Source organism: Lentzea sp. NBRC 105346 (genome assembly GCF_030269605.1).
Lineage (GTDB): Bacteria > Actinomycetota > Actinomycetes > Mycobacteriales > Pseudonocardiaceae > Lentzea.
Genome location: NZ_BSTQ01000006.1, coordinates 338,575 through 361,475, shown reverse-complemented (window position 1 = coordinate 361,475; position 22,901 = coordinate 338,575). Strand labels below are relative to the sequence as shown.

Annotated in this window: 24 protein-coding genes; 11 read left to right on the top strand and 13 right to left on the bottom strand. The window is 68.9% G+C overall.

All coding sequences use genetic code 11. From position 1 onward, the window contains the following. Positions 1–82 precede the first annotated feature (82 nt). Genes QSK35_RS16075 through QSK35_RS16055 form a run of 5 tightly spaced genes read left to right on the top strand, consistent with a single transcriptional unit; the run spans position 83 to position 1,634 of the window. Positions 83–250: a hypothetical protein gene (locus tag QSK35_RS16075; protein ID WP_285746787.1), complete on the top strand. Its 168-nt coding sequence runs from the start codon at positions 83–85 to the stop codon at positions 248–250. Between the two features lie 28 nt (positions 251–278). Then, a complete protein-coding gene (locus QSK35_RS16070; RefSeq protein ID WP_285746785.1) occupies positions 279–446 on the top strand; it encodes a hypothetical protein in 168 nt (55 codons plus the stop codon). A gap of 14 nt (positions 447–460) precedes the next feature. Further along, complete coding sequence (locus QSK35_RS16065; RefSeq protein WP_285746784.1) at positions 461–904, top strand: MarR family winged helix-turn-helix transcriptional regulator; 444 nt, start codon at positions 461–463, stop codon at positions 902–904. Further along, entirely contained in the window at positions 901–1,299 is a 399-nt protein-coding gene (locus QSK35_RS16060) for a DUF5313 family protein (protein ID WP_285746782.1), read from the top strand. Before QSK35_RS16065 ends, QSK35_RS16060 begins: the two co-directional genes overlap by 4 nt. Before the next feature lie 5 nt (positions 1,300–1,304). Beyond that, on the top strand, positions 1,305–1,634 hold the full coding sequence (locus QSK35_RS16055; RefSeq protein ID WP_285746781.1) for a hypothetical protein: 330 nt from the start codon (positions 1,305–1,307) through the stop codon (positions 1,632–1,634). On the opposite strand, the gene surE is transcribed toward QSK35_RS16055, so the two are convergent. The 7 genes from surE to QSK35_RS16020 form a co-directional block, all read right to left on the bottom strand. Next, positions 1,597–2,361: a 5'/3'-nucleotidase SurE gene (surE, locus tag QSK35_RS16050; protein ID WP_285746779.1), complete on the bottom strand. Its 765-nt coding sequence runs from the start codon at positions 2,359–2,361 to the stop codon at positions 1,597–1,599. The two genes, QSK35_RS16055 and surE, sit on opposite strands and share 38 nt — an antisense overlap. After that, complete coding sequence (locus tag QSK35_RS16045) at positions 2,361–3,269, bottom strand: 1-phosphofructokinase family hexose kinase (protein ID WP_285746777.1); 909 nt, start codon at positions 3,267–3,269, stop codon at positions 2,361–2,363. The genes surE and QSK35_RS16045 overlap by 1 nt, the downstream gene beginning before the upstream one ends. 86 nt (positions 3,270–3,355) lie before the next feature. After that, positions 3,356–4,900 (bottom strand): beta-N-acetylhexosaminidase, encoded by a 1,545-nt coding sequence (locus tag QSK35_RS16040; protein ID WP_285746775.1) that lies wholly within the window; start codon positions 4,898–4,900, stop codon positions 3,356–3,358. Between the two features lie 81 nt (positions 4,901–4,981). After that, a complete protein-coding gene (locus QSK35_RS16035; RefSeq protein ID WP_285746774.1) occupies positions 4,982–5,413 on the bottom strand; it encodes a GAF domain-containing protein in 432 nt (143 codons plus the stop codon). A gap of 81 nt (positions 5,414–5,494) precedes the next feature. Further along, positions 5,495–6,664, bottom strand: a complete 1,170-nt coding sequence (locus tag QSK35_RS16030; RefSeq protein ID WP_285746772.1) for an FAD-dependent monooxygenase — start codon at positions 6,662–6,664, stop codon at positions 5,495–5,497. A 42-nt stretch (positions 6,665–6,706) separates the two neighbouring features. Next, positions 6,707–7,066, bottom strand: coding sequence for a VOC family protein (locus tag QSK35_RS16025; protein ID WP_285746770.1), 360 nt, complete (start codon positions 7,064–7,066; stop codon positions 6,707–6,709). Continuing rightward, complete coding sequence (locus QSK35_RS16020; protein ID WP_285746768.1) at positions 7,063–7,881, bottom strand: SAM-dependent methyltransferase; 819 nt, start codon at positions 7,879–7,881, stop codon at positions 7,063–7,065. Before QSK35_RS16020 ends, QSK35_RS16025 begins: the two co-directional genes overlap by 4 nt. A 100-nt stretch (positions 7,882–7,981) precedes the next feature. Here QSK35_RS16020 and QSK35_RS16015 point away from each other — a divergent pair, with 100 nt between their 5' ends. Continuing rightward, the gene (locus tag QSK35_RS16015; RefSeq protein ID WP_285746766.1) at positions 7,982–9,307 is read left to right on the top strand and encodes a cytochrome P450; all 1,326 of its coding nucleotides are present in this window, start codon (positions 7,982–7,984) and stop codon (positions 9,305–9,307) included. A 2-nt stretch (positions 9,308–9,309) separates the two neighbouring features. Next, on the top strand, positions 9,310–10,305 hold the full coding sequence (locus QSK35_RS16010; RefSeq protein ID WP_285746966.1) for an alpha/beta hydrolase: 996 nt from the start codon (positions 9,310–9,312) through the stop codon (positions 10,303–10,305). On the opposite strand, the gene QSK35_RS16005 is transcribed toward QSK35_RS16010, so the two are convergent. After that, positions 10,292–11,413 (bottom strand): low temperature requirement protein A, encoded by a 1,122-nt coding sequence (locus QSK35_RS16005; RefSeq protein WP_285746765.1) that lies wholly within the window; start codon positions 11,411–11,413, stop codon positions 10,292–10,294. The genes QSK35_RS16010 and QSK35_RS16005 overlap by 14 nt on opposite strands. A 168-nt stretch (positions 11,414–11,581) precedes the next feature. Here QSK35_RS16005 and QSK35_RS16000 point away from each other — a divergent pair, with 168 nt between their 5' ends. Then, positions 11,582–12,112: a copper resistance CopC family protein gene (locus QSK35_RS16000; protein WP_285746763.1), complete on the top strand. Its 531-nt coding sequence runs from the start codon at positions 11,582–11,584 to the stop codon at positions 12,110–12,112. Here QSK35_RS16000 and QSK35_RS15995 read toward each other — a convergent pair. From QSK35_RS15995 to QSK35_RS15980, 4 genes are all read right to left on the bottom strand, one after another. Next, positions 12,109–13,161, bottom strand: coding sequence for a DUF4034 domain-containing protein (locus tag QSK35_RS15995; RefSeq protein ID WP_285746761.1), 1,053 nt, complete (start codon positions 13,159–13,161; stop codon positions 12,109–12,111). The two genes, QSK35_RS16000 and QSK35_RS15995, sit on opposite strands and share 4 nt — an antisense overlap. An 8-nt stretch (positions 13,162–13,169) precedes the next feature. Next, positions 13,170–13,394 carry a hypothetical protein gene (locus tag QSK35_RS15990; RefSeq protein WP_285746760.1) on the bottom strand — a complete coding sequence of 75 codons (225 nt, stop codon included), beginning with the start codon at positions 13,392–13,394 and terminating at the stop codon, positions 13,170–13,172. A gap of 1 nt (position 13,395) precedes the next feature. After that, positions 13,396–14,862, bottom strand: coding sequence for a M48 family metallopeptidase (locus QSK35_RS15985; RefSeq protein WP_285746758.1), 1,467 nt, complete (start codon positions 14,860–14,862; stop codon positions 13,396–13,398). 66 nt (positions 14,863–14,928) lie between these two features. Further along, a complete protein-coding gene (locus QSK35_RS15980; protein WP_285746757.1) occupies positions 14,929–17,103 on the bottom strand; it encodes a terpene synthase family protein in 2,175 nt (724 codons plus the stop codon). Positions 17,104–17,274: 171 nt separating this feature from the next. On the opposite strand from QSK35_RS15980, the gene QSK35_RS15975 reads away from it, so the two are divergent. The 3 genes from QSK35_RS15975 to QSK35_RS15965 all read left to right on the top strand — a co-directional run bounded on the left by QSK35_RS15975 (position 17,275) and on the right by QSK35_RS15965 (position 21,997). Continuing rightward, the gene (locus QSK35_RS15975) at positions 17,275–17,871 is read left to right on the top strand and encodes a PadR family transcriptional regulator (RefSeq protein WP_285746755.1); all 597 of its coding nucleotides are present in this window, start codon (positions 17,275–17,277) and stop codon (positions 17,869–17,871) included. Further along, positions 17,868–19,007, top strand: coding sequence for an FAD-dependent oxidoreductase (locus QSK35_RS15970; protein WP_285746753.1), 1,140 nt, complete (start codon positions 17,868–17,870; stop codon positions 19,005–19,007). Before QSK35_RS15975 ends, QSK35_RS15970 begins: the two co-directional genes overlap by 4 nt. A 557-nt stretch (positions 19,008–19,564) precedes the next feature. After that, positions 19,565–21,997 (top strand): ATP-binding protein, encoded by a 2,433-nt coding sequence (locus tag QSK35_RS15965; RefSeq protein WP_285746751.1) that lies wholly within the window; start codon positions 19,565–19,567, stop codon positions 21,995–21,997. A 144-nt stretch (positions 21,998–22,141) separates the two neighbouring features. Here the strand turns inward: QSK35_RS15965 and QSK35_RS15960 are convergent, their stop codons facing one another. Next, positions 22,142–22,528, bottom strand: a complete 387-nt coding sequence (locus QSK35_RS15960; RefSeq protein WP_285746749.1) for a VOC family protein — start codon at positions 22,526–22,528, stop codon at positions 22,142–22,144. Positions 22,529–22,901 lie beyond the last annotated feature (373 nt).

Sequence of the window (22,901 nt, the reverse complement as noted above, 5' to 3'; positions counted from 1 at the left end):
CGCGAGACACCCGTCGAAGACGGCCTGAAACGGACGGTCACGTCGTTCAGGTGATCAGGCGCTGCGCAAGAAACCCATCACCGTGCACGGCGACACCACGCACACGGGCCCCATCAACATCGGCAGCCCCGTCGAGCACACCGTCCTGGAGCTCGCGCAGCTGATCAAGAAGGTCTCCGGCTCACCTGTCGAGCACCCCGAGACACCCGTCGAAGACGGCCTGAAACGGACGGTCACGTCGTTCAGGTGATCAGGCGCTGCGCAAGAAACCCATCACCGTGCACGGCGACACCACGCACACGGGCCCCATCAACATCGGCAGCCCAGTCGAGCACACCGTCCTGGAACTCGCCCAACTGATCAAGAATGTCTCCGGCTCACCTGTCGAGCACCCCGAGACGCCGGTCGAAGACGGCCTGAAGCGGACGGTCACGTCGTTCAGGTGATATCGTGTACACCAATGATTGGTGCACAAAGTATTGAGGACCCCCTGGCGCTGGAGCGCCAGGTCTGCTTCGCGCTGTCCGTCGCCTCCCGCAGCGTGGTGGCCGTGTACCGGCCGTTGCTGGAACCGATGGGCCTCACGCACCCGCAGTACCTGGTGATGCTGGCGCTGTGGCAGCAGTCCCCGCTGTCGATCAAGGACCTGAGCGGCCTCCTGCAGCTCGACCCCGGCACGTTGTCGCCGTTGGTCAAACGGCTGGAGACGGTCGGCTACGTCCGGCGAGAGCGCGACCGGCGCGACGAGCGCGCTCTCGCGCTCCAGCTGACGGAGACCGGCCGGGCGCTGCGCACGGAGGCGTTGAAGATCCCGTTCAAAGTCGTCGACCGGCTGGGTATGACGTTCGAGGAGCTGATGGTGCTGAACAAGGTGCTGCACCGCGTCATCGAGGCGGCCAGATGAACCCGAACCTCGCGCTGCGCGTGTGGTACTTCGCGGGCGGGCGGTTGCCCCGGAGGTACCGCGAGTGGGTTTACGACGACGTGACTCGACCTACCTGGTTGGCACGCTTCACGATCCGCTCGCTGATCCAGGTACTGCCGCTCACCGCGGCGATCGCGCTGACCTTGGTTCTCGCCCTCGACTCACCGTGGCCGTTGGCGCTAGCCTGCGGCGCGCTCGGACTGATCGTGGGACTGTACTTCGCACTGTCCTATGCGCCCGAAAGCGTGGATTACCGGCTCACCAAGTACGGGTACCCCAGGGGATCCGCCACCGACGGCCGCCGGACCCGCAACGCCGAGCGGGACAGCGCGAGAAGAGCCAGATACGAAATGGCATGGCGCAGTAAGGGGTAGTCAGCATGGCCTGGTTGGACACCGACGCCGAGTTCACCAGGCCGCAGATCATCACTCTCGCGGCCGGGCTGGTGCAGCTCGCCTTCGGCTGGTCCGACCTGTTCGGGCTCAGCCCCGAGTACCACGTGATCCAACTCGGCGTCGGCGCGCTCGGCGTGGTGATGTCCGTGCGGCACGATCTCGCGCGCATGTACGGCCTGGCGTTGCTGATCTTCTTCGGCTGGTTGTCGTTGGGGCTCAACGAGATCAACGCCGAGGGCTTCCTCGAGGTGCGCACCGCCGTGGTCGGCGCCGTGATCACCTTGGCCAGGCCGGCGAGGGACGCTCGATCGTAGGATCACCGGACACGGACAGCAGCGGCGTCAGCGTCGCGCGTCCCTCGCCCAGCAGGTCCGCGTCGGACCCCGGATCCGGATCCTCCGACGCGTAGACCGTGACGAGCTCGATCACGCCTTCGCTCACCTCGTCCACCTTGCTCTGCACAGCACCGAACGTCGCGAGTTCCGCCCACACCAAGGACTTCACCTCGGCCACCGGCCGGTTGGGCACGTTGAGGTTCAGCACCGACGCGGCGGGCAGCGACGTCAGCATCGGCAGCACGGCGGCGACGAGCTCGACCGCCGTGTCCCAGCGGAACTCCTGCGGCTCCAGGCCGACGTCCAGCGACACGGCGAGTCCGGACACGCCGTTCACCTGAGCCGTGAGGGCCGCGCCGACCGTGCCGGAGTGCAGGATCGCGCGCCCGACGTTGGCGCCGCGGTTCACGCCGGACAGCACGAAGTCGAACGTGCCGCCGAACCCGCCGCGGCACGCGACGAACGAGATCAGGCCCGGATGTGCCTCCACCGCAAGGGCTTCCACGCCGTCGAGGCCGGGCACGACCCGTCGCTGGGAGATGATCCGGCGGGTGTCCTCGGCCGCCGTGAGCCCGGCACTGGTACCGCTGGACTCCACCGCGGGCGCCGCGATCATCACGTCGAGCCCGAACTCGAGCGCCGCCTGGGCGAGCGCCGCGAGACCGGGCGAGTCGATGCCGTCGTCGTTCGTCACCAAAGCACGCATCAGCCGTCCTCGATCGGTTTGAGCACAACACGTTCCGCCATCGCGCGGACCGCCTCACCGCGACCGGACCCCAGCCCGTGCCGCGTCACGTTCACCGCACCGGCCGCGGCACCGAGCCGCACCGCCTCCTCGGCCGGGCATCCCTCCGCGAGCGCGGCCGCCATTCCCGCGGTCATCGAGTCGCCCGCGCCACGCGTGTCCACCGGTTCCAGCGACGGCAGCTCGACGAAGTGCAGTTCGCCCTCGATCAACGCCAGCGCGGGCTCCTCCGCCCGCGACACCACGACGATCCGCGCGCCGCCCGAGGCGAGTTCCCGCACGGCCTCGACCAGCTCGGGCACCTTGGACAGTCCGAGCTCCTCGTGGCTGACCTTGATCACCGCCGGACCGCCCTCCAGCGCCGCCGAGAGCCGCTCGCCCGCGAGATCGACGACGACCTGGCAGCCGTTGCTCGACAGGTCGGCGGTCAGCCGCCGGTACGTGTCCGCCGGCAAGACCCGGTCGTTCGTTGGCCCGCTGAGCACCGCGGTCCCCGCGCGCAGGCCCTCTACCAGCGTCAACTCGTGCAGGTCGTCCAGCTCGTGCCGGGACAACGCGGCCGCGGGCATCTCGACGACCGGGGTCCGGCCGTCCTCCTCCCGCAGATGGATGTAGGCGCTGTTCTGCGCGGCCACCTCACGGGCCCGCACCACGATGCCCTCTTCGAGCACGAGGGTGCGCAGCACGCGGCCGGTCTCCCCGCCGAACCCCGCGCAGAGCACCGCCTCCACGCCCAGCGCGGCGATCATGCGCGCCTGCCAGAAGCCCTGACCACCGGCGTGCAGGTGCACGTCCGGTTCCCCGTCGAGGTCCTCGACGGTGATCGTGAGCTGCGGCGATGGCGCGAACACGACAACTCTGTCCGCCATGTCACTCGGCTACCCGCGAGGCCTGCTTGACAACCTCCTCGCCCCGAACGCAGCCATAGTTGTTCCACTAAGGAGTGGTGTGGTGGCTACGATCCCGCCTGGTGGCGGCCTGACCACGGGATCTGCTTCGACCGATAGAAGTTGATCCCCATGATCTCCCAGCGCGGCCCGTGCGAGCCGAGCCGCACGCGGAACGAGTCCCAGCTGTGCGTGGCGAACGGCGACCAGCCCAGCTCGGCGATCGCGGGCAGCCGCGGGAACATCATGTACTCGATGTCGTCCGGCGTCACCACGGTCTCGGTCCACAGTGGAGCCTCGACGCCGCGGATCGACACCTCCCCCACGTTCACCAGGAAGGTGCCGGGGTTCCAGTCGTAGGAGTCCCGCACGTCGACGTACCCGCCCCAGTTGAGGCCGAGTTCGGTGCCGCGGTTGTACTTCATGTCGAGGTACGCGTGGTTGGGCGGCGACAGGATCACCTCGTGGCCGAGCACGGAGTCGTCCCCGCGGTCGGCGCTCCAGTACTGCGGGATCGCCGACGGGTCCTCGGTGGTGCGGATGAACTCGTGCCAGCCGATGGGCGTCTTGCCGTACTTGGCGAGGATCGGCAGCGCGCGGTCCATGAACGCCTGGTAGTCCGCGGGCGAGGTCGCGTTCGCCTCGTCGCCGCCGATGTGGAAGTACGGGCCGGGCGTCATCTCCGCGATCTCGCGGACCACGTCGTCGACGAACGCGTAGGTGGTCTCCGAGCCCGCGCACAGGCTGCTGAAGCCGACGTCCACACCGGTGTAGAGCTGCTTGGCCTGACCGTTGCAGTTGAGCTCCGGGTACGACGCGAGCGCCGCGTTGGTGTGGCCGGGCATGTCGATCTCGGGAACGACGGTGATGTTGCGCGCGGCGGCGTACGCGACGATCTCGCGGTACTGCGCCTTGGTGTAGTAGCCACCCCGGTCGCCGCCGACCTGCTTGCTGCCACCGACCGTCGCGAGCTTCGGCCAGCTCTCGATCTCGACGCGCCAGCCCTGGTCGTTGGTCAGGTGCCAGTGGAAGTAGTTCAGCTTGTACAACGCCATCCGGTCGATGAAGTCCTTCACCACGTTGACCGGCTGGAAGTGCCGCACCACGTCCAGCATGGCGCCGCGGTGCTCGAACCGGGGCCGGTCGGTGATCGTCACGCCCGGCACGGTCCACGACGCGTCGCGCACCTCCTTGCTCTCCACGTCCGGCGGCAGCAACTGCCGCAGCGTCTGCACGCCGTTGAACAGGCCCGCGGGCTTGTTCGCACGCACCACGATCTCGGTGTCGGACACGTCGAGCCGATACCCCTCGTCGCCCGCGTCCGCCGGTGCGCCGGACAGCAGCAGCGAGATGCCGTGCTCGCCTTCTTCGAGCGGGTAGCCGGTCGAACGGCGCAACAGCTGGGCGAGGAAATCGCCGACACCCGCGTCGTCCGAGTGGATCTGGGTCGACGGCGTCAGCATGAACGTGACACCGGACCTCACCTGCAACGACGCCGGTGCGGGCACGAGCACGGGGGTGAAGCCGCGCGTGGGCGCGGAGTTCGGAGCCTGGCTCGCGGCAGCCGTCACCGCGAGCAGTATCGCGACTACGAACAGGTAGCGCGCTCTCACGCCGTCACCTCCAACAGGATCGGCGCGGTGCGCCCCACATCGATCAGGTCGATATGGAGGACGTCCGTGTTACCGACTGGTTCATCCAGTCGGCCGCGACGTCGGCGAGCCGATGGACGAGGTATTGCTCTCCGCACGTGGGCTGCCACGGACGGTCGAGTGCGTGTTGAGCATCCCGACCAGCCGGCCGTCCGAAGTGATCAACGGAGTCGACTGCACCGACAACGCCCCGGCGTCGACCATGATCTGCTTCGCCGCGCGGTCGAACAGCGGGCTCCTGCGCACGTCGTCCACGACGACCACGTCACCGCGCCGCATCGCGGCCGCACAGGCCGAACCGTCATCGCGCACGAGCTTGAAGAAGTCGAGGAACGGGTTCTCGAACCCGGTGTGCGTGACGATCCGCAACCCGCCGAGCCACCGGTCGAACAGCTGGACGTTGCCCCGGTCCGCTCCGTTGACCTTGCACGCCACCTGGAGCACGTCGGCCAACTCGTCGAGTTGCGGTCCCATGCGTCGCCGTCCCTCCGCGATGGCCACCCGCGGCAGGGCGCAGGGTGTGAACCTTCCCAGCCTAAGCGCCTTGCGGCGGAATTACGACATCGGCGAGTAGTCCTTGAGCACCAAGGAGTTCACGGTCTCGGTGAAGGTCTCCATGGTCGGCATGTCGCCGACCTCCTCCCCCTGCGACTCCAACACCTGCGCCTCGACGCGCGCCTTGTTGTCCAGCGCCAGCTGCTGGTTGGCCCGCACGTAGTCACGGATCTCGGCCTCGTACCGGGCGAACGCGGTGACGTGGTCCCCGCGCGCCGCCGCCAGCTCGCCGGCCAGCACGTAGGCGCCGACGAGCGCCATGCTGGTGCCCTGACCGGACATCGGCGAACCGCAGTACCCGGCGTCGCCGAGCAGCACGACGCGGCCGCGCGACCAGGTGTCCAGGTGGATCTGGCTCATCGAGTCGAAGTGGAAGTCGTCGGCGTTCCACATGTGCTCGACGGCGTTGGGGAACTCCCAGCCCGACGACGCGAACGCGTCGGCGATCAGCTGCTTCTGCGCGTTGACGTCGCGGTAGTCGTACTTGATCGGCTCGGGCGACTCGAAGCCCAGGTAGAAGCGGGCCTCGGTGTTCTTGCGCGCGCTCATCACGCCGCCGCCGAGCACGCCGGCCTGGCAGAACACCTGCCAGTGGTCGAGGTCGAGGAAGTTCGGCGTGGTGAACACCGACAGGTACGTGCCGAGGTGCGAGATGAACTGCTCCTCCGGCCCGAACACCAGCCTGCGCACGTTGGAGTGCAGGCCGTCCGCGCCGACCACGATGTCGAACGTGCGGGGCGCGTTGTTCTCGAACGTGACGTGCACGCCGTCCGAACGGTCATCGAGGGTGACGATCGTGTCGCCGAACAGGTACTCGACGCATTCGGTGCGGTCGAAGAGCAGGTCGGCGAGGTCGTCACGCATGATCTCGATGTCCGGGCTGTCCAGCTCACCGCCCGTCAGCGTGCGCTCGGTGCTGCTGAACAGCTCGTTGCCCTCGGGGTCGACCACGGTCATGCCGCGCATGCCGGTGCACAGCTCGCGGACCTCGTCGAGCAGGCCCATCCTGTCGATCACGTCGAGCGCGGGGCCGCGCACGTCCACGGCCTGGCCACCGGCGCGCGGGGCGGGCGCCCGCTCCACCACGGTGACGTCGAAGCCGTACTGCCGCAGCCAGTACGCGAGTGCGGGGCCGCCGATGCTGGCGCCGGAGATCAGGATGTTCGTCATGGCCAGAACTCTGCCGACCGGTGCTGTCAGCGAGCTGACCGATCACTGACCGAAGGCCGTCAGCGGTGACGGGTGCCGCGGCTCGTACAGCCCGATGTCGCCCCCACCAGGGATTTTGAGCCTCGTGACGAGTCCCCAGCCCTGATCCGCGACGGGTTGCGTGAACTCCACGCCCTTGGCCTTCAGTTCCTCGACCGTCGCGTTGATGTCGCGGCACATCAGGTACAGCTCGTGCATCGCCTGGCCGTCCGTCGGATGAACCGCGACCTCCGCCGGTGGCAACGCGAAGATCAGCCAGCCGCCGCCCGCGTCCACGCCGCCGAGGCCGAGCGTGTCCCGGAAGAAGGCCCTGGCCGCCTCGGCGTCCGGGCCGAACACGATGGCGTGTACTCCCTCGATCACGACTTCACCCCCACACCGCACCACGGCACGGCGTTGATCTCGGCGGTCGGCGAGAAGTCCCCGCATCCCTCGGGCCGCCAGGCCGGACATCCGACCAGTCCCGGCTCGACCAGCTCGTAGCCGTCGAAGAAACGCAGCACCTCGTCCCGGTTGCGCAGGTAGGCCTGGTTCTGCGCGCTCTTCGCGTTGTACGTCTGCACGGCCTCGTCCATGCCCGCGGGCTTGGCCTCGGCCGCGACGTGCGACAGAGCGAGGAAACTGCCCCGCGGCAGCCGGTCGCGGTATTCGCCGAGAACGGAAACGGGTTTCCAGTCGTCCGGCACGAAATGCAGCAGCAGCAACATGAACAGGCCGACGGGCTGATCGAGGTCGATCAACCGGGAGACCTGCTCGGACTCGAAGATGCTGTCGACGTCACGGAGATCGGCGCGCAGCACGGTGGTTCGCTCGTTGCCCAACAGCAGCAGCTCGCTGTGCGCGACGGCGACCGGATCCTTGTCCACGTACACGACCCGGCATTCCGGGTCGGCTTCCTGGACGATCTCGTGCAGGTTTCCCACGGTCGGGATGCCGGATCCGACGTCGAGGAACTGACGCACGCCGGACTCGACCATGAACAACGCGGCGCGACGCAGGAACGACCTGTTCAGCCGGGCCGCGTCGCGGATACCGGGCATGAGCTGGATGATCTTCTCGGCCAGCGCGCGGTCGGACTGGAAGTTGTGCCCTCCGCCGAGCCAGTAGTCGTACACGCGGGCCGGGCTGGGCACGGTGGTGTCGACCTCGACCGGCACCCAGCTCTGGTCTTTGCTCACACAACCGAAGCTTAGGCCTGATGGCTGACATCGGCCATGGCACATCCGATCGAGTGGTTCTCCTCGCTTCGGAGCAGCGGTCCTCAATATGGTTGCGCGCGTGGATGTTCCTGGCCGATGGCCGTTGGTGGGACACACCGTCCGATTACTGCGAAACCCGGTCGAGTTCCTCTCGTCCCTGCCCGCGAGCGGTGACGTGGTGCGGATCTTCCTGGGCCCGCTGCCGGTGTTCCTGGTGATCACTCCCGAACTGGCCTGGCAGGTGTTGTCGACCGACGCGGCGAAGTTCGACAAGGGCGTGGTGTTCGACAAGATGCGCCCGCTCTTCGGCGACGGGCTCGCCACGTCGAACGGCGCGTTCAACCAGCGGCAGCGGCGGATGGTGCTGCCCGCGTTCAGCCGTGCCCGCATCGAGGGCTACGCCGAGCACACCATGCGCACCTACGCGGAGAACCTCGCGGACCAGTGGAAGCCGGGCGAGATCGTCCAGGTGGACAAGCGGATGCAGGACGTCGTGCTGTCCATCGCCGCGCGCACGCTGTTCTCCGCGGAGCTCGGGCCGCGGGTGCTCGACGAGATCAGGCGCTCGATCCCGATCATGCTGAAGTACGTGCTCGTCCGGGCGTTCTCGCCGCCGTTCGTGGAGAAGCTGCCGATTCCGGCGAACCGCCGGTTCGACGAGGCCGCCGCACGGCTGCGCGAGGTCATCCCGGAAGTCGTTGTCACGGCCCGCGAACAGGGCGTGGACCACGGCGACCTGCTGTCGACGTTCCTCGCCGCGCGCGACGAGGAGACCGGCGAGCCGATGAGCGACGAGCAGATCCGCGACGAGGTCGTCACGATCCTCACCACGGGCGCCGAGACCACGGCCGTCGCGCTCTCCTGGTTCTTCCACGAGATCGGCAGGCGACCGGACGTGCGGCGCCGGTTCCACGAGGAGATCGACTCCGTCGTCGGCGACCGGCCGGTGGAGTTCGCGGACCTGCCGAAGCTGGAGTACACGCACCGCATCATCAACGAGATCGTGCGCCGCACACCGCCGATCATCCTGATGCGCCGCGCCCGTGAGGACCTCGTGCTCGGCGGAGTGCGCATCAAGAAGGGCACCGAGGTCGCGGTCAGCCAGCACACGCTGCACCGCAACCCGCGCTACTTCCCGCAGCCCGACCGGTTCGACCCGGACCGCTGGGCGCCGGACCGCGCGGCCGAACTGCCCAAGGGCGCGTTCATCCCGTTCGGCGCGGGCGCCCGCTTCTGTCCCGGCCACTTCTTCGCGCAGACCGAGATCGCCATGGTCGCCGCCACGATCGCCCGTCGCTGGCAGCTCGACCCGGTGCCCGGACTGCGTGTCTACGCCCAGGTGAAAGCGACGATGCAGCCCAACCAGCTGCCCATGACCGCGGTACTCCGGAGGAACGACCCGTGAACCTGCTGATCACCGCGCTGCTGGCGGCCTCGCTCCTGGTCTCGCCGCAGACCGGTGCGATGTGCTCCGAACTGGACCTGCCGGTGACCGGGCCGACCGGCGGCGCGGCGACCGTGCACGGCCAGTTGTGCAAGCCCGCCAACGCTAATCCGACGAGCGTGCAGCTGCTGGTGCACGGCGGCACGTACAACCGCGCGTACTGGGACATCGGCATCGAGCAGTACTCGTACCAGCGGGACATGGCGCGCAACGGGTTCACGACGTTCGCCGTCGACCGGCTGGGCGCGGGACAGAGCACGCACCCGGCGTCGCTGCCGATGCTGATCAACGTCGAGGCGCGCTCGATGCACGAGGTCGTCTCGCACCTGCGGGCCGGTCACGTCGGCGGCACGGCGTTCCAGAAGGTCGTGATCGTCGGGCACTCCGTCGGTTCCGGGATCGTCGCCGCGGAAGCCGCCACGTACCACGACGTCGACGGCGTGGTGTTGTCCGGTATGACGCACATGCCCGCGGTGCCCGCGCTCGCCGTCGGAGCCGCTTTGGGCCTCACGCCCGTGTTCCTGGACAACCAGCTCGCGCATCTCGGCACCGATCCGCTGTGGTTCACCACGCGTCCCGGCGCGCGCAGGGGGTTGTTCTACTCGGCCAACGCCGACGAGGCGGTGATCGCGGCCGACGAGGCGACCAAGGACGAGGTCTCCGTGCCGGGCATGGGCACGGTCGCCGTGTTCGGCATCGTCCTGCCGACGACGTATGGCATCGACGTCCCCGTCTTCCAGGCCGTCGGGTCGCAGGACGTGCTGTTCTGCGGGCTGCTGGCACTGCGCGACTGCTCGTCCGCGGCGTCGTTGCGGGCGGGCGAGGCGCCGTACTACCGGCCGGAGGCGCAGCTGGAGACCTACGTGCTGCCCGGTGCCGGGCATTCGCTCGGGTTGCACCGCAACGCGGCCGAGTACTACGACGCCACGCGGAACTGGTTGCGGGCTAAGGGTTTGTAGGCTGCCAGACGAGCAGCAGCGGCCGTTCGGTGGTGACCCAGAAGTACTCCAGGGCGTTCAAAGCGATCAGCACGAGCGCACAGAGGACGGCGGTCACCACCTGCGGCAGCAGCGGCGCGACGAGCGCGATGACCACGCACGCCGCGGTCGCCGCACTGCGGAAGAGCGTTGGGGCGCCGAACATCCGCCACCGGCTGTAGGCGAACCCGCCGATGAAGATCGCGACTCCGGGCGCCAGCAACAGTTCCGGCATGGAGTGCGGTGCGTCGAGCGGGTGCAGCACGAGCTTCTTGAGCCCCACCGCGACGCACAGGATGCCGACGACGTACGCGAGGTGCGCGTACGCGAAGACCTGCCGCACGATCCGGCCCTGCAGCTTCGTGGTGCGCAACGAGTGGTGCATCGCCGACGCGCCGAAGTGGAAGTACGTCCACCACAACGCGCAGATGAACACGAACGCCAGCGCCATCAGGCCGAGCGCGCCGGCCGTCACATCTGTGTTCGACAGCTGACTGCCCAGTGCCACAACGGTTTCGCCGATCGCGATGATGATGAACAACCCGAACCGCTCCGGCAGGTGCGCGGTCTCGAACGTCGCCGTCGACTTGCGCAGCAACACCGGGCTCGCGATCTCGACTATCGAGGCGAGCACCCACAGGGTGATTCTCGGTATCAGCGGCAGGAAACCGCCGATGAGGAACAGTGGTGCCGCGACGAAGAGCCCGACCGTGAACGGGTCCGCCTTCGAGTCGTAGAACCTGAGCGGCCGCATCGCCAACCAGAGCACGAGCCGCAGCGCGAGATATGCGCTTGTAAACAGCACGCCATGGTTGGCGAAGGCCTGCGGAATCGCCACCGCCATGCCGAGACCGCACGCGGCGACGGCGAACAGCACCAGCCGTCCCGCGACGATGTCGAGCTGCTGCCCGGCGGCGTTGCTGTACACGGTGATGCTCACCCAGCCCCACCACACCGGGACGAGCAGCAGCAACGCCAGCGCGTTGCCGGTCGCGAGCAGGCTCGCGAGCTGGGCGATCGCGAACACCCAGATGAGGTCGATGAACAGCTCCGACCAGACGACTCTCTGCTCGGTTCCTGCGTCGGACATGGCGGTCCCCCGGTAGGTGGAGCACACTGCGAGATGCGCAACGATGCCACGGAGGCAGCCGATGAGCACACCGCACGGCGACGAGCACGTCCGCACCGACGGGGAGATCAGCGTCGACGACGCCATCGGGACGACGGACGACCCGGAATCCGACTAGAGTCCGGGGGCATGATCTTCCAGCGCACCATCGCCGCACTGGTCCTGGCCCTGGGCGCGCTGGCGGTGGCCGTCGCGCCCGCGTCGGCCCACACCGAGCTGAAGAGCAGTGATCCGGCCCCGAACACCTCGGTGTCGGCCGAGACGTTCCAGGCGATCACGCTCACGTTCAGCGAGCCGGTCACCCAGCCCGAGGTGATGGTGGCCGGCCAGGACGGCGTCTGGACGCTGGGCACGCCGTCCATCGCGGGCGCGGTCGTGACCATCCCGGTGACGACGTCCGGCCCGACCGGCGCCTACACGGTCACGTGGAAGGTCACCTCGGCCGACGGTGACCCGGTGAAGGGCACCATCCCGTTCACCTTCGTCGCTCCCGTTGCCTCGACTACTTCGGAGCCGCCTGCCACGTCCGCGTCGGGCAACGTGTCGGTGCCCGCACCCGCGCCCTCCGGCGGCATCCCGGGCTGGGTGTGGATCGCGCTCGGTGGGCTCGTGGCCGTCGCCGTCGCGGGCTTCGTGGTGTCCCGTCGTGGGCGGGCCTAGGGCTTTGCCTTCTGGCATGCCTCCGCGCGCACCTCGGTGAAGAACAGCTTCGCGGCGTCGCCGTAGTACCTCCACGGCATCCCGCTCGCGTTCGTCCCCAGCGCCCGGAACTGCTCCACCGCCTCGGCGTACCGCTTGGTGCGGACGAGCGCGAGCGCCAGCCACCCGCGGTCGGCGGCTGACATCTCGTCGAGCGTCAACAGCACGTCGATCGCGGGCCGGACGGACTTCCAGTCGGCGGCGTCGTCCAGCTCCAGCTCGAACGCCGCCCGCAACGGCAGCCCGGCCAACGTCGGCGACTTGGCAGCGGCGCGGGTTGCGAAGTCGATCATCAACTCGTGCGAGCCGCTCCACTTGCCGCACCAGTACTGCAGCGCCTGCTCGTGCCCGGCCCGGTGGTGCGGGTCGCGCTTGACCAGCTCGTCCCACAGCCGCTCGAACGCGTCGTGGTCGTATGACAGGCCGCGCGCGAGCGTGAGCAGTGTGCCCCACGGCGTCGGGTCGTCCGGCAGCACGCGGGTCGCGTGCCGGGCCGCCTCTTCGGCCTGCACCAGCACCCGGTGAAACCCGTCGAACTGCTCGGCCGTGGTCCGCGACGCGCGGGCCGACCCGCGCACCAGCCAGGCCAGCTGCACGAGCGCGTCGGCGTGCACGACGGCGAGGTCGCGGTCGTCCGGACGGGCCGCGCGCCACTTCTCCAGCCACGTGTCGTCGTGTGCCGCGATGCCCGCGAGGGCGTGCACGACGACGGCCCGGCGGTCCCAGTCCAGCCAGGTGCCCGCCACGAGCGCGGCGGCCTGCTCCCAGTCGCCCGCGCGGGCCGCGGCCTCGGCGGCACGCAGCTCGCGGTCGTCGCGGGGCGGGCTTGTGGAGACCTCCACGTCGGGCACGAGCCCGTGCCGCGCCGGGTCGGCCTTCTTCGGGCGCATCAGGGAGGCCGCGACGTAGTCCGGCAGCTGGTCGATCTCGACGCCCCGCCGGTTCGCCTCGCGCATCAGCCTGGCGACCTGGATGAGTTTCTTGGGTTGGAACAGCAGCGACAGGACCATGGGATTTCCTAGACGGGGTGGTAGTCGAGCTCGACGCCGGCGGCGGCGAGCTGGGCGGGGAGGGTGGTGGCCGGACCGGTGACGCCTTCGGGAACTGCAGCGGCGGCGAGCTGGGCGCGGGGTGCGGCGACCTCATGAAAAGCGGCGGCGCAAGCCAGCTCGCCCTTCCCAAGCCGAGCGGCGGTCAAGCCGATGCCGGCAGCACATTCGAGACCAGTTGCGGCACCAGCCATCTCACCCCTCCTGAACCGGGTGGTAGTCCAGCCCGACACCCGCGGCGGCGAGCTGGGCGCGCAGTTCGGCGGTGTCACCGTCCATAGCGAGCGTGATTGCGTCCTCAATGGACAGTTGCGTGACGAGCTGCGCGTTGCCCGTCCACGACAGGTGCCAGCTGGCCAGCCCGGCGTCCGACAACGCCAGCGCCACCAGCCCCGTCACGTCGTTGCACACGTAGGGCCGCGCGAACTCCCGCCGCGCGCGAGGCCCGGCGTCGGCGGCACCCGGTCGCGCGTCGGACGGGCCGAGCTCAGCGATCCGCCCGGCGTCGAGCGCGTCGAGCACGTGCCCGAGCGTGCCGCCCGCCTTGCGCAGCAACGAAGCCGTCTCACGGACCGCCGCGCCGCGCGCGCCGATGTGGCCGAGCGTCACCCAGTCGACGCGCGTCTTCTGGCCCGCCTCGGCGACCATGCTGTCGAGCAGCGACTGGTCCAGCACGTCGCCGTGCAGCAACGCCGTCGCGGGCCGGTCACCGCCGGGCTTGCCGGGGCTCGCCAAAGCGTGGATCGCCTCGATCCGGTCGGGCAGCGGCGGATGCGAGTCGTACGGCATCCGTCCGGTCTGGACCGGGTTGCGCCGGATCTCGTCCAGCTCGACCCGCAGTTCGGGGGCCGCCAGCAACGAAGCGAACCCGTCGAAGAACGTGTCCGGCAGGTACCCGGCGGCCCACGCCGCGGTGAGGTGCCGCTCGACGAACAGCGTCCAGGCGGCGCCGATCACCGGGACCTCACGCAGCGCCGAGGCGGCCGCGTCGGAACCGGCGATGCGCGCCGACGTGACGTCCGCGGCGAACTCCTGGCGGCGGCAGATCGCGCCGGAGACCCGGAAGTAGAGCTTCGCGTAGAGCTTGAACAGCCGGGCGAGGAGCTTCTGGAACCAGTCGTCGGCGCGGAATCCGGACACCACGCGCAGCAACGCGTTGCGGCCCGTCATGACCACGCCGGACGGTCGGCCGTAGTGGCCCAGCTCGTGCGCGAGCACGGCGGTCAGCTGTGCCTCGGTCAGGCACGCCAGCAGCGGGGCGCCGATGAACATCTCCCGCCGCACGACCCTGAGACCGAGCAGGCGCGTCCGTTCACTCACGCCCGCGTTGACGTCCGCGACGATGGTGAGCGAGTCCGGCGCCCGCGTGCCGGTCTTGTCGGCGAGCATTCGGACCAGGCCCCACAGTTCGGGCTGGTCCGAAACCGTCACGCGGACGCCCGAGACGTCCTCTTCCTCCTGCAGTTTCTCCACCGTGATGAGCGCCCGGACCAGGGCGTACCCGAGGGCAACGATCAGGAACGCGAGCTTCGCGCCGAGGGCGACCGAGTGGTTGAACGCGTACACCTCGAGCGCGACCAGTCCCCCGACAAGGCCGAGCGCCAGGACGTAGAACCCGGCGAGCATCGCGACTGCCACGGCAGCGCGCAGCGATACGAGCATGGACGTGCGACCTTCCCCCAAAGCCGCGTCGAGCAGCGGCTTTGGGGAGTGTGCCTCATCCGGGGCCTATCCACCAAGGGCGGGTGCCACGAGGCGGGCCGCCGACGTGCCCAGGCCCGTCGGCCTGCGGAAGTCGCGGTGGGCGCCGAAGTGGCGTTCGAGGTCGGCGTCGCCGTAGCGGCGGCACTTCTCGTGCCAGTTCATGATCCCGGCCATCCAGTCCTTCAGCTCGTCCGCGTACCGGATCAACGTCCGGCGCGCGTCCACCCCGAGGTCGTGGTCGTCGAACAGCTGCGGCAGTCCTTTGTCGACGGTGTGCTCGAACTGCTTCATCCGCGCGGTCATCAGCTTGTTGACGATGTCGATCGCCTCCTGGGCGCCGACGCCGAGGAAGTTCCGCACGACGAGCACGGCGTTGTGGATCTCACCCTCGTACTGGATCTCCTTGCGGTACGAGTAGATGTCGTTCATCAGCGCCGCGTAGTCGATCGCGGAGTTCTCCATGTTCTGGATCGTCCGCGTCTGATAGATCTCCGGCGGCACACCGGTGCCGTGCGAGAGGCGGCTCAACGAGATCGTCATCTCGGAGCCGAACGTCCTGCGACGCATTTCCACGTAGTCGACCGGGTCCGGGATGCGGTTCTCGTGCTGGTTCTTCAGCTCCCAGAGCCAGCTGTCGAGCATCACCGACACGGCCTTGCGGAACGCCTCCCGATTCTGCCGGGACATCGGACCGGCGGTACGGCGCCACAGGTCCGCGAGGCCGCGTTCGAGCGCGCACGACGGGACGATCGGCGACACGCCGTCGATCGCCATGAGTTCCTTCATCCGCTGGGTGACGGCCTTGGCGGCGGCCATGTTTCCGGTACGCCCGAAGACGACCGGGTAGTAGTCGTCGCCGTACGTGCCCCAGGTGAGCCAGTTCGCCGAGAGGTCGAGCTCCTGTCGCGTCGCGTCGGGGTCGAGACCCGCCGAGCAGAGGGCCAGGTCGTAGTCGTCCAGTTTGGACTCGGTCCAGATGCCCTCGGCGCACACGCCCATCGCGCGGCCCCACTCGATGTTCTGCTTGCGCGAGGCGTCGAGGTGCGGGCTGAGCGACAGCTTGAACGGCATGTACATCTGCGGCTTCTGGATCGGGCCGACGTCCTGGAACGGCGTGGTGACGTGCTGCCGCACCCGTTGCGGCATCGTCGCGACGACCGACTTGAAGATCCGCATCGCGGACGTGCCCATCTGGGCCTTGGCCCCTTTGTTCATGTAGCGGCTGGACACCATGTGCCACTCGTGGCCGCCGGCCTGCCAGTCCTGCAGTCCCTTGACGTACGCGAGGACCGCGAGCCGTCCGGCCGGGTCGATGGCGTTCTCCTCCAGCAGCGGCGGCACCTCGGTGAGCGCGGTGTGCTCGAACTGGTGCAGCCGCGAGGTGAGCAGCTCGTTGACCTTCTCCGCCGCCAGCTGCGTCGGGATGTCGAGGAACTTCTCGAACACCAGCACGCCGTTGGAGAGCTCGCCCTCGTCGAGCACCTCGCGCTCGTAGGAGAACAGGTCGTTGCGCAGGTGCACCGCGTCGGAGAACGTGTCGCGCAGCACCTCGAGCGGCCGGCTGGCGGCGATCCGCGCGGGCACCTCGATGTTGTTCGCGTGCTCGACGAGGTTCGCCGACCACGGCGCGCCGCCCACCTTCCGGCGCATCTCGATGTACTCGATCGGGTTGGACAGGCGGCCTTCGCTGATGTTGCCGAGCTCCCACATGGACTCGTCCAGCAGGTGCTTGGTGTTGTAGGCGAAGCGCTCCTTCCAGTCCCTGCTGTGGGAGCCGACCGTGCGCGTCCAGAGGTCCGCGAGGCCCTTCTCGACCGGGTTCTGCGGCCGCTCGGTGATCGGTCCGTCGACCGGCATGAACAACGGCAGCCGGTCGAGGTACTCCTTGGCGCTCTTGATGTCGCGCGTGCGCTTGTACAGCTCGACGAAGTGGTCGTCGAAGTAGAAGACCCACACGTACCAGTCCGTGATCAGGTCGAGCATCTCGCCGTCGCAGTCCGGATGCGTGTACGCGCACAGCAACGCGTAGTCGTGCGAGTCGAGGTCGTGCTCGCCCCAGATGACCGTGCCGTGCTGCGGCACGTCGATCATGTCCATCTCGTACGCCCACGCCTTGGTGTGGCTGCGGGCGCGCTCGAGGTTCGGGTTCAGCCGAGCCGGGTAGGGCTCGTAGAACTCGGGCAGCGTGAAGGGCTGCATCCCTGGCCTTCCTGGAAGTGATCACGACTGAGCGCATGCGATCAGGTAGGCGCCCGTCCGCACCAGCTATTCCACTCGACCAGACGAACCGCCCGTATCAGTACGACGCTGTGTGATGGTTGACATCGACTAGTCAGAGCTGGATAGTCAATCCTGACTAAAGGAGCTTGGATGCGTCGCAAGGTGTCGAACCCGCTGGCACTGGCCGTGCTGGCCTTCCTCGTGATGGGGCCGATGCACCCGTACGAGCTGGGCAAGCAGTTGAAAGAGACCAGCAAGGACCGCAACATCAAGTTCAACCGCGGTTCGCTCTACATGGTCGTGGAGCAGCTGCGGAAAGCCGGGTTCATCGCCGAGCACGAAACCGTCAAGGACACGCAACGCCCGGAGCGCACGGTCTACGCGCTCACCGACGCGGGCCGGGCCGAGCTGTACGACTGGATGCGCGAGCTGGTCAGCGATCCCGTGCACGAGTACCCGCAGTTCGGCGTGGCGCTGTCGCTGATCTCGGTGCTGGAACCGACCGAGGCGATCGAGCTGCTGCGCACGCGTTCGGCCGCGCTCGCCGCGGAGATCGCCTCGACCCGGTCGATCATCGAGCAGGCAGGCGACGTGGAGTGGATCTTCCTCGTCGAGGAGGAGTACCGGATCTCGTTGCTGGAGGCGGAGTCGCGGTTCGTCACCAAGCTCATCGAGTCGATGGAACAGAACGAATACCAACGGTTGTGGCATCAGCACTTCGGTTCGGTTTCGGGAGGGAACCCATGAAGGCGTTGATCATCGGGGGCGGGATCGCAGGACCGGTCACCGCACTCGCGTTACGAAAGGCCGGCATCGACTCCGTCATCTTCGAGGCCTACGACGGGACCGCCGACGGGGTGGGCGGCGTGCTCAACCTGGCGCCCAACGGCCTGGCCGCGCTGCGGATCGTCGGACTGTCCGGGGACTTCGGCGAGCCCATCCGGCGCATGGTGATGGCCGACAGCAAGGGCCGCGTCCTGGGCAGCGCCGAGGGCGAGCCGAGCCGCGTGGTGTGGCGGTCCGAGCTCTACCGCCGGTTGCAGGACCTGGCGGTGTCACAGCAGATCAAGGTCTCCCACGGCAAGCGCCTCGTGGCCGCGACGTCCTCGGCGGACGGCGTCACCGCGACGTTCGCGGACGGCAGCACCGAGACGGGCGACATCCTGGTCGGCGCGGACGGCATCCGCTCGACGGTCCGCACGATCATCGATCCGGCCGCGCCCGGCCCGTCGTACGTCGGACTGCAGGGTTTCGGCTCGTACGCCACGGGCAGCGGCGTGACCGGGGCTCCGGAGACGATGTACTTCGTGTTCGGCAACTCGTTCCTCGGCTACTGGCCGATGGACGACGACAACGTCGCCTGGTTCAACAACCTCGCGGTCGAGGAGCCGATGACCGTCGCCGAGGCGCAGGCCATCCCGACCAGCGAGTGGCTCGCGCGCCTGCGGGACGCGTACGGCGACGACGTGCCGGCCAAGCAGCTGCTGGCGCACAGCGACGACCTGTTCGTCGCCGGCCCGCTGGAGATCATGCCGAGCGTGCCGCACTGGCACCGCGACCGCATGGTCCTGGTCGGCGACTCGGCGCACGCCCCCAGCGCGAGCTCGGGTCAGGGCGCCTCGCTGGCCGCCGAGTCGGCCGTGCAGCTGGCTCGGTGCCTGCGCGACATTCCGGACATCCCAACGGCTTTCGTTACGTATGAACGACTGCGGCGGCCGCGCGTGGAGAAGATCGCGGCGCGGGCGGCACGCACGAACAGCAACAAGCGCTCGCTGGGACCGGTCACGCGGCTGCTCATGCCGCTGGTGATGAAGACGGTCGGGCGGCGGGCGTTCGCGCGGGACCAGAACTACCGCATCGACTGGGACGCGAAGGTCCGCTGACGCGGGGCACGGACGGCGAACTCGCGGGGGCTGGCTGGCTCGAAAATAAGAACTCGACCCCGGCCTCCGCGGAATGAAATCCCTGGTCACTGAACAGGTCCGCAGTCGAAGCCTCCGCCCGCTGTTCATCAACATGGCCCCAGGGGCGAGTGACGTGCGGCCATTTTCGTCCCGGCCAGGGACGGCGCACCAGCGCCAGCAGACCTGAAGGGGCAACACGCGGGGGTTGGGTGGGCGACACGCGCGTGTTGCCATCCAGCCCCGCGTGTTGCCCACTCGGCCCCGCCGAGTTGGCCGTTCGTGCCGCTAATCCCATGGAGTGTTTCGGGCCCGCCGCTCGCCGACCAGGGCACTACCCAGCGTGGAGGACCACTGACATCGGCCTCTTATGAGAGATGCTCACCTCGCCCGTGCGATGGCTTTTGGCCGGGCCCGATCACCCTCCGAACCTGATACACGACTGACCGTTACACCGACAAGCCCACCCCCTAGCCCGAAAGGATGACGCCTAGCGTGGGACTTGGCACCGGCCCCCTTCGCTGAGTCATGATTCGCCCATGACTGCGCACCAAGGTGACGGACAGTCACATCATGCGCCGGTCATGAACGGCCGTGGCAACCTACCGGCCGAAACGACGACATTCGTCGGCCGGGAAACACTGCTGGCCGAGACCGGGGCACGGCTCCGGCAGGCGCGCCTGGTGACGTTGACCGGCACCGGCGGCGTCGGTAAGACGCGCGCGGCGGTCCAGCTGGGACGGCAGGCCCGCGACAACAACACGTACCGGCACGGCGTGTGGATCGTGCAGCTCGCCGGGCTCAAGGATCCCGGGCTGCTGGCGCGCACGGTCGCCGAGTCGCTCGGCATCGTCGACAACACGCGCGAGGCCGGCGTCGCGCACCTGATCGACTCGTTGCGGGACAAGCATCTGCTGCTGATCCTGGACAACTGCGAACACCTGCTGGCCGCCGTGCAGCACCTGGTGCACGACCTGCTGAAGGCATGCGACGGGCTGACCGTCCTGACGACCAGCCGGGAGCGCGTCGGCACCTACGGCGAGCACATCGTCCGCGTGCCGCCGCTCGGGGTCACCGAGGGCGAGGCGGTCCAGCTGTTCCTGGACCGCGCGACCGCCGCCGGTTCTCACATCGAGCAGCGCCAGCTCAACGAGGTCACCGAGCTGTGCCACCTGCTGGACGGGTTGCCGCTGGCGATCGAGCTCGCCGCCGCGCGGCTGGGTGAGCTGTCGCTGACCGACATCCTCGACCAGCTGGTCGACCGGCGGTTCGCGCTGCTGGTCGGCGGGGACGACACGGGGTTGCCGCACCACCAGACGTTGCAGCGGGCGTTCGAGTGGTCGGTGGCGCACTGCAGTCCGGGCGAGAAGCTGTTGTGGGCCAGGCTTTCCGTCTTCCCGGCGAACTTCAGCCGGGCCGCCGCCGAGGCGGTGTGCGCGGGTGACGGCATCGACCGCGAGGAGATGCTCGACCTGCTGACCGGGCTGGTCCGCAAGTCGATCCTGCTCGCCGAGCCGAGCCCGGTGTCGCGCCGGACGCGGTACCGGATGCTGGAGACGGTCGCGCAGTTCGGCGCGCGGATCATGCCGGGCGACCGGCAGCAGTTCCGCCAGGCGCACGCGGACCACTACCGCGCGCTGCTCGACGAGGCCGCGCACGACTGGTTCTCGCCGCACGAGGTGCGGTGGATGGGCACGATCCGCGAGGAGTGGCCGAACATCCGGGTCGCGATCGCGTTCTATCTGTCGCAGCCGGACCAGGTCGAGCACGGCGCGCAGCTCGCGATCGACGTGGGACGCACGCGGTTCGCCACGTTCGCCGGCATGCTCGGCCAGACGCAGGACCTGCTGGAGAACGCGTACCGCGCCCGGCCGTCCGCGACCGTGCTCGCGCACCGCGCGTGGATCGCGCTGGTGCAGGGCGAGGCGAACGCCGCGCTGCCGCACCTGCGCCAGGCGCGCAAGCTCGACCCGGCGAACCCGCAGCTGCTCTACACCGAGGCCGCGCACCTGTTCCTCGCCACGGACGACCCCGTTCGCGCGCGCCCGTGCGTCGACACGTTCGACGCGATCCTGCGCCAGCTCATCGCCGACGGTGACACGCCGGGTGACGCGCACATGGTCGAGCTGTTCCACGCCATGTCCGCGTGCTTCCTCGCCGACCGCGACACCGCCGACCGCGCGACCCGCGCGCTGCTCGCCTCCGTCGAGGAGCACCACGCCGAGTGGTCCGGCTCGTGGGCGCTGTGGACGCGCGGCCTGTTCGAGCTGCTACACGGCGACGCGCACCAGGGTTATCTGCTGGCGCAGCAGGCACTGGCGACCCAGCACGACATCGGCGACACGTGGGGCCCGGCGTTCTCCCTGTGGCTGCTGGCGCTCTGCGCGGCCGAGCTCGGTGCCGCCGCGCGGGCGGCCCGGCTGTTCGGCGGTCAGCTCTCCGAGGCGCGGGCCTGCCGCATCCGGTTCGACGGGCTGCGGCCGTTCGCCCGCGTGTACGACCGGCTCGAGCGGCGCACCCAACAGGCGCTCGGCGACGACGAGTTCACCACCGCGGTCGCGGCCGGTGCGCGGCTGGGTCCGGACCAGGTGCTCGAGCTGGCACTGGAGGCGGTGCCCGCCTCGGAACGCCGGCCGTCCGGCAAGGTCGTGCTGCCCGGCGGGCTGACCAAGCAGGAGTTCACCATCGCCGGCCTGGTCGCGGACGGGTTGACCAGCAAGCAGATCGGCGAGCGGCTGTTCATTTCGCCGCGCACCGCGGACCGGCACGTGGTCAACATCCGGGCGAAGCTCGGCCTGCCCAACCGGCTGGCGCTGGCGGCGTGGCACCACGAGCAGGTCCGGCGCATCGATTCGAGGTCCGTAGATCCGGGCCCGGTCGAACGAGCCATGGACGCGGCCCTAGAAGGTGGCGACATGCTGGCGCCCGCCCTCTACGACGAGTTCGTCCGAGCCGAACGCCACCGCCGCTGAACTGCGAACTCGCGCCCGCACCGCGAGTCTTACGTTCCGACCCCCTGTGTCTTACGTTCCCGCCCCGGCTGGAGTGCGCGAACGTAAAACCCAAGGGGTCGGAGGGTAAGACTCGGGGGGCCGGACGGTAAGACTCGCGCGGCTTTACGTGATGCGGACTGATTTGCGGGCGGCGGTGATGCAGAACGGGTAGCCCGCCGGGTCGATCAGGACTCGCCACGGGTCGCCCGGTTGGAAGTCCGGCTTCGTGGCACCGAGCTTCACGCAGCGCTCCTCGGCCTCGTCGAGGTCGTCGGCCTGCAGGTTGAGGGTGAACTGCTTGGGCGAGTCCGGGTCCGGCCAGCGCGGCGGCCTGCCGTCGACCCGCCAGAACACGATGGGGACGCCGTCGCCCTTGATCGTCGCGTGGTCGTCCTCGCTGTCCATGATCCGCCAGCCGAGGACCTGGTGGTAGAAGTCAGCCAGCGCGCGCGGATCGGCACAACCGATACCGATCATCGCCAGGTTCGTCGAACCGGACACGAGCGTCACACCGCCTTAGTGACAAACAGCGACAAAGGAGCCAGGCGGGCTCACCGTGGCGGCGGACCACGGTGAACCCGCCTGTTTGCACTTCCAGCACACGGACGCCACGGTCGAGGCGGTGACTGGCATTCCGCGGCCACTCCCCCGTGACCGCGGCATCACCTCGGCCGGACACCTGGGCCATCGGCTCGGCCGGCTGACGGTCCAACCTGCCGATGACGCGAACCTCTCTCGTGGTGTCCGCTCGACACGGGTTGCGTGTCGGCCCACAGGTTCGTCCACAAGGACGCAGGGCCGCATCGGCAAATTGACCCATTCCAACACTATGTAGCGACCGCTCGGATGTTTGACCCGAAAGTGACAGCAAACCGCCGGATGA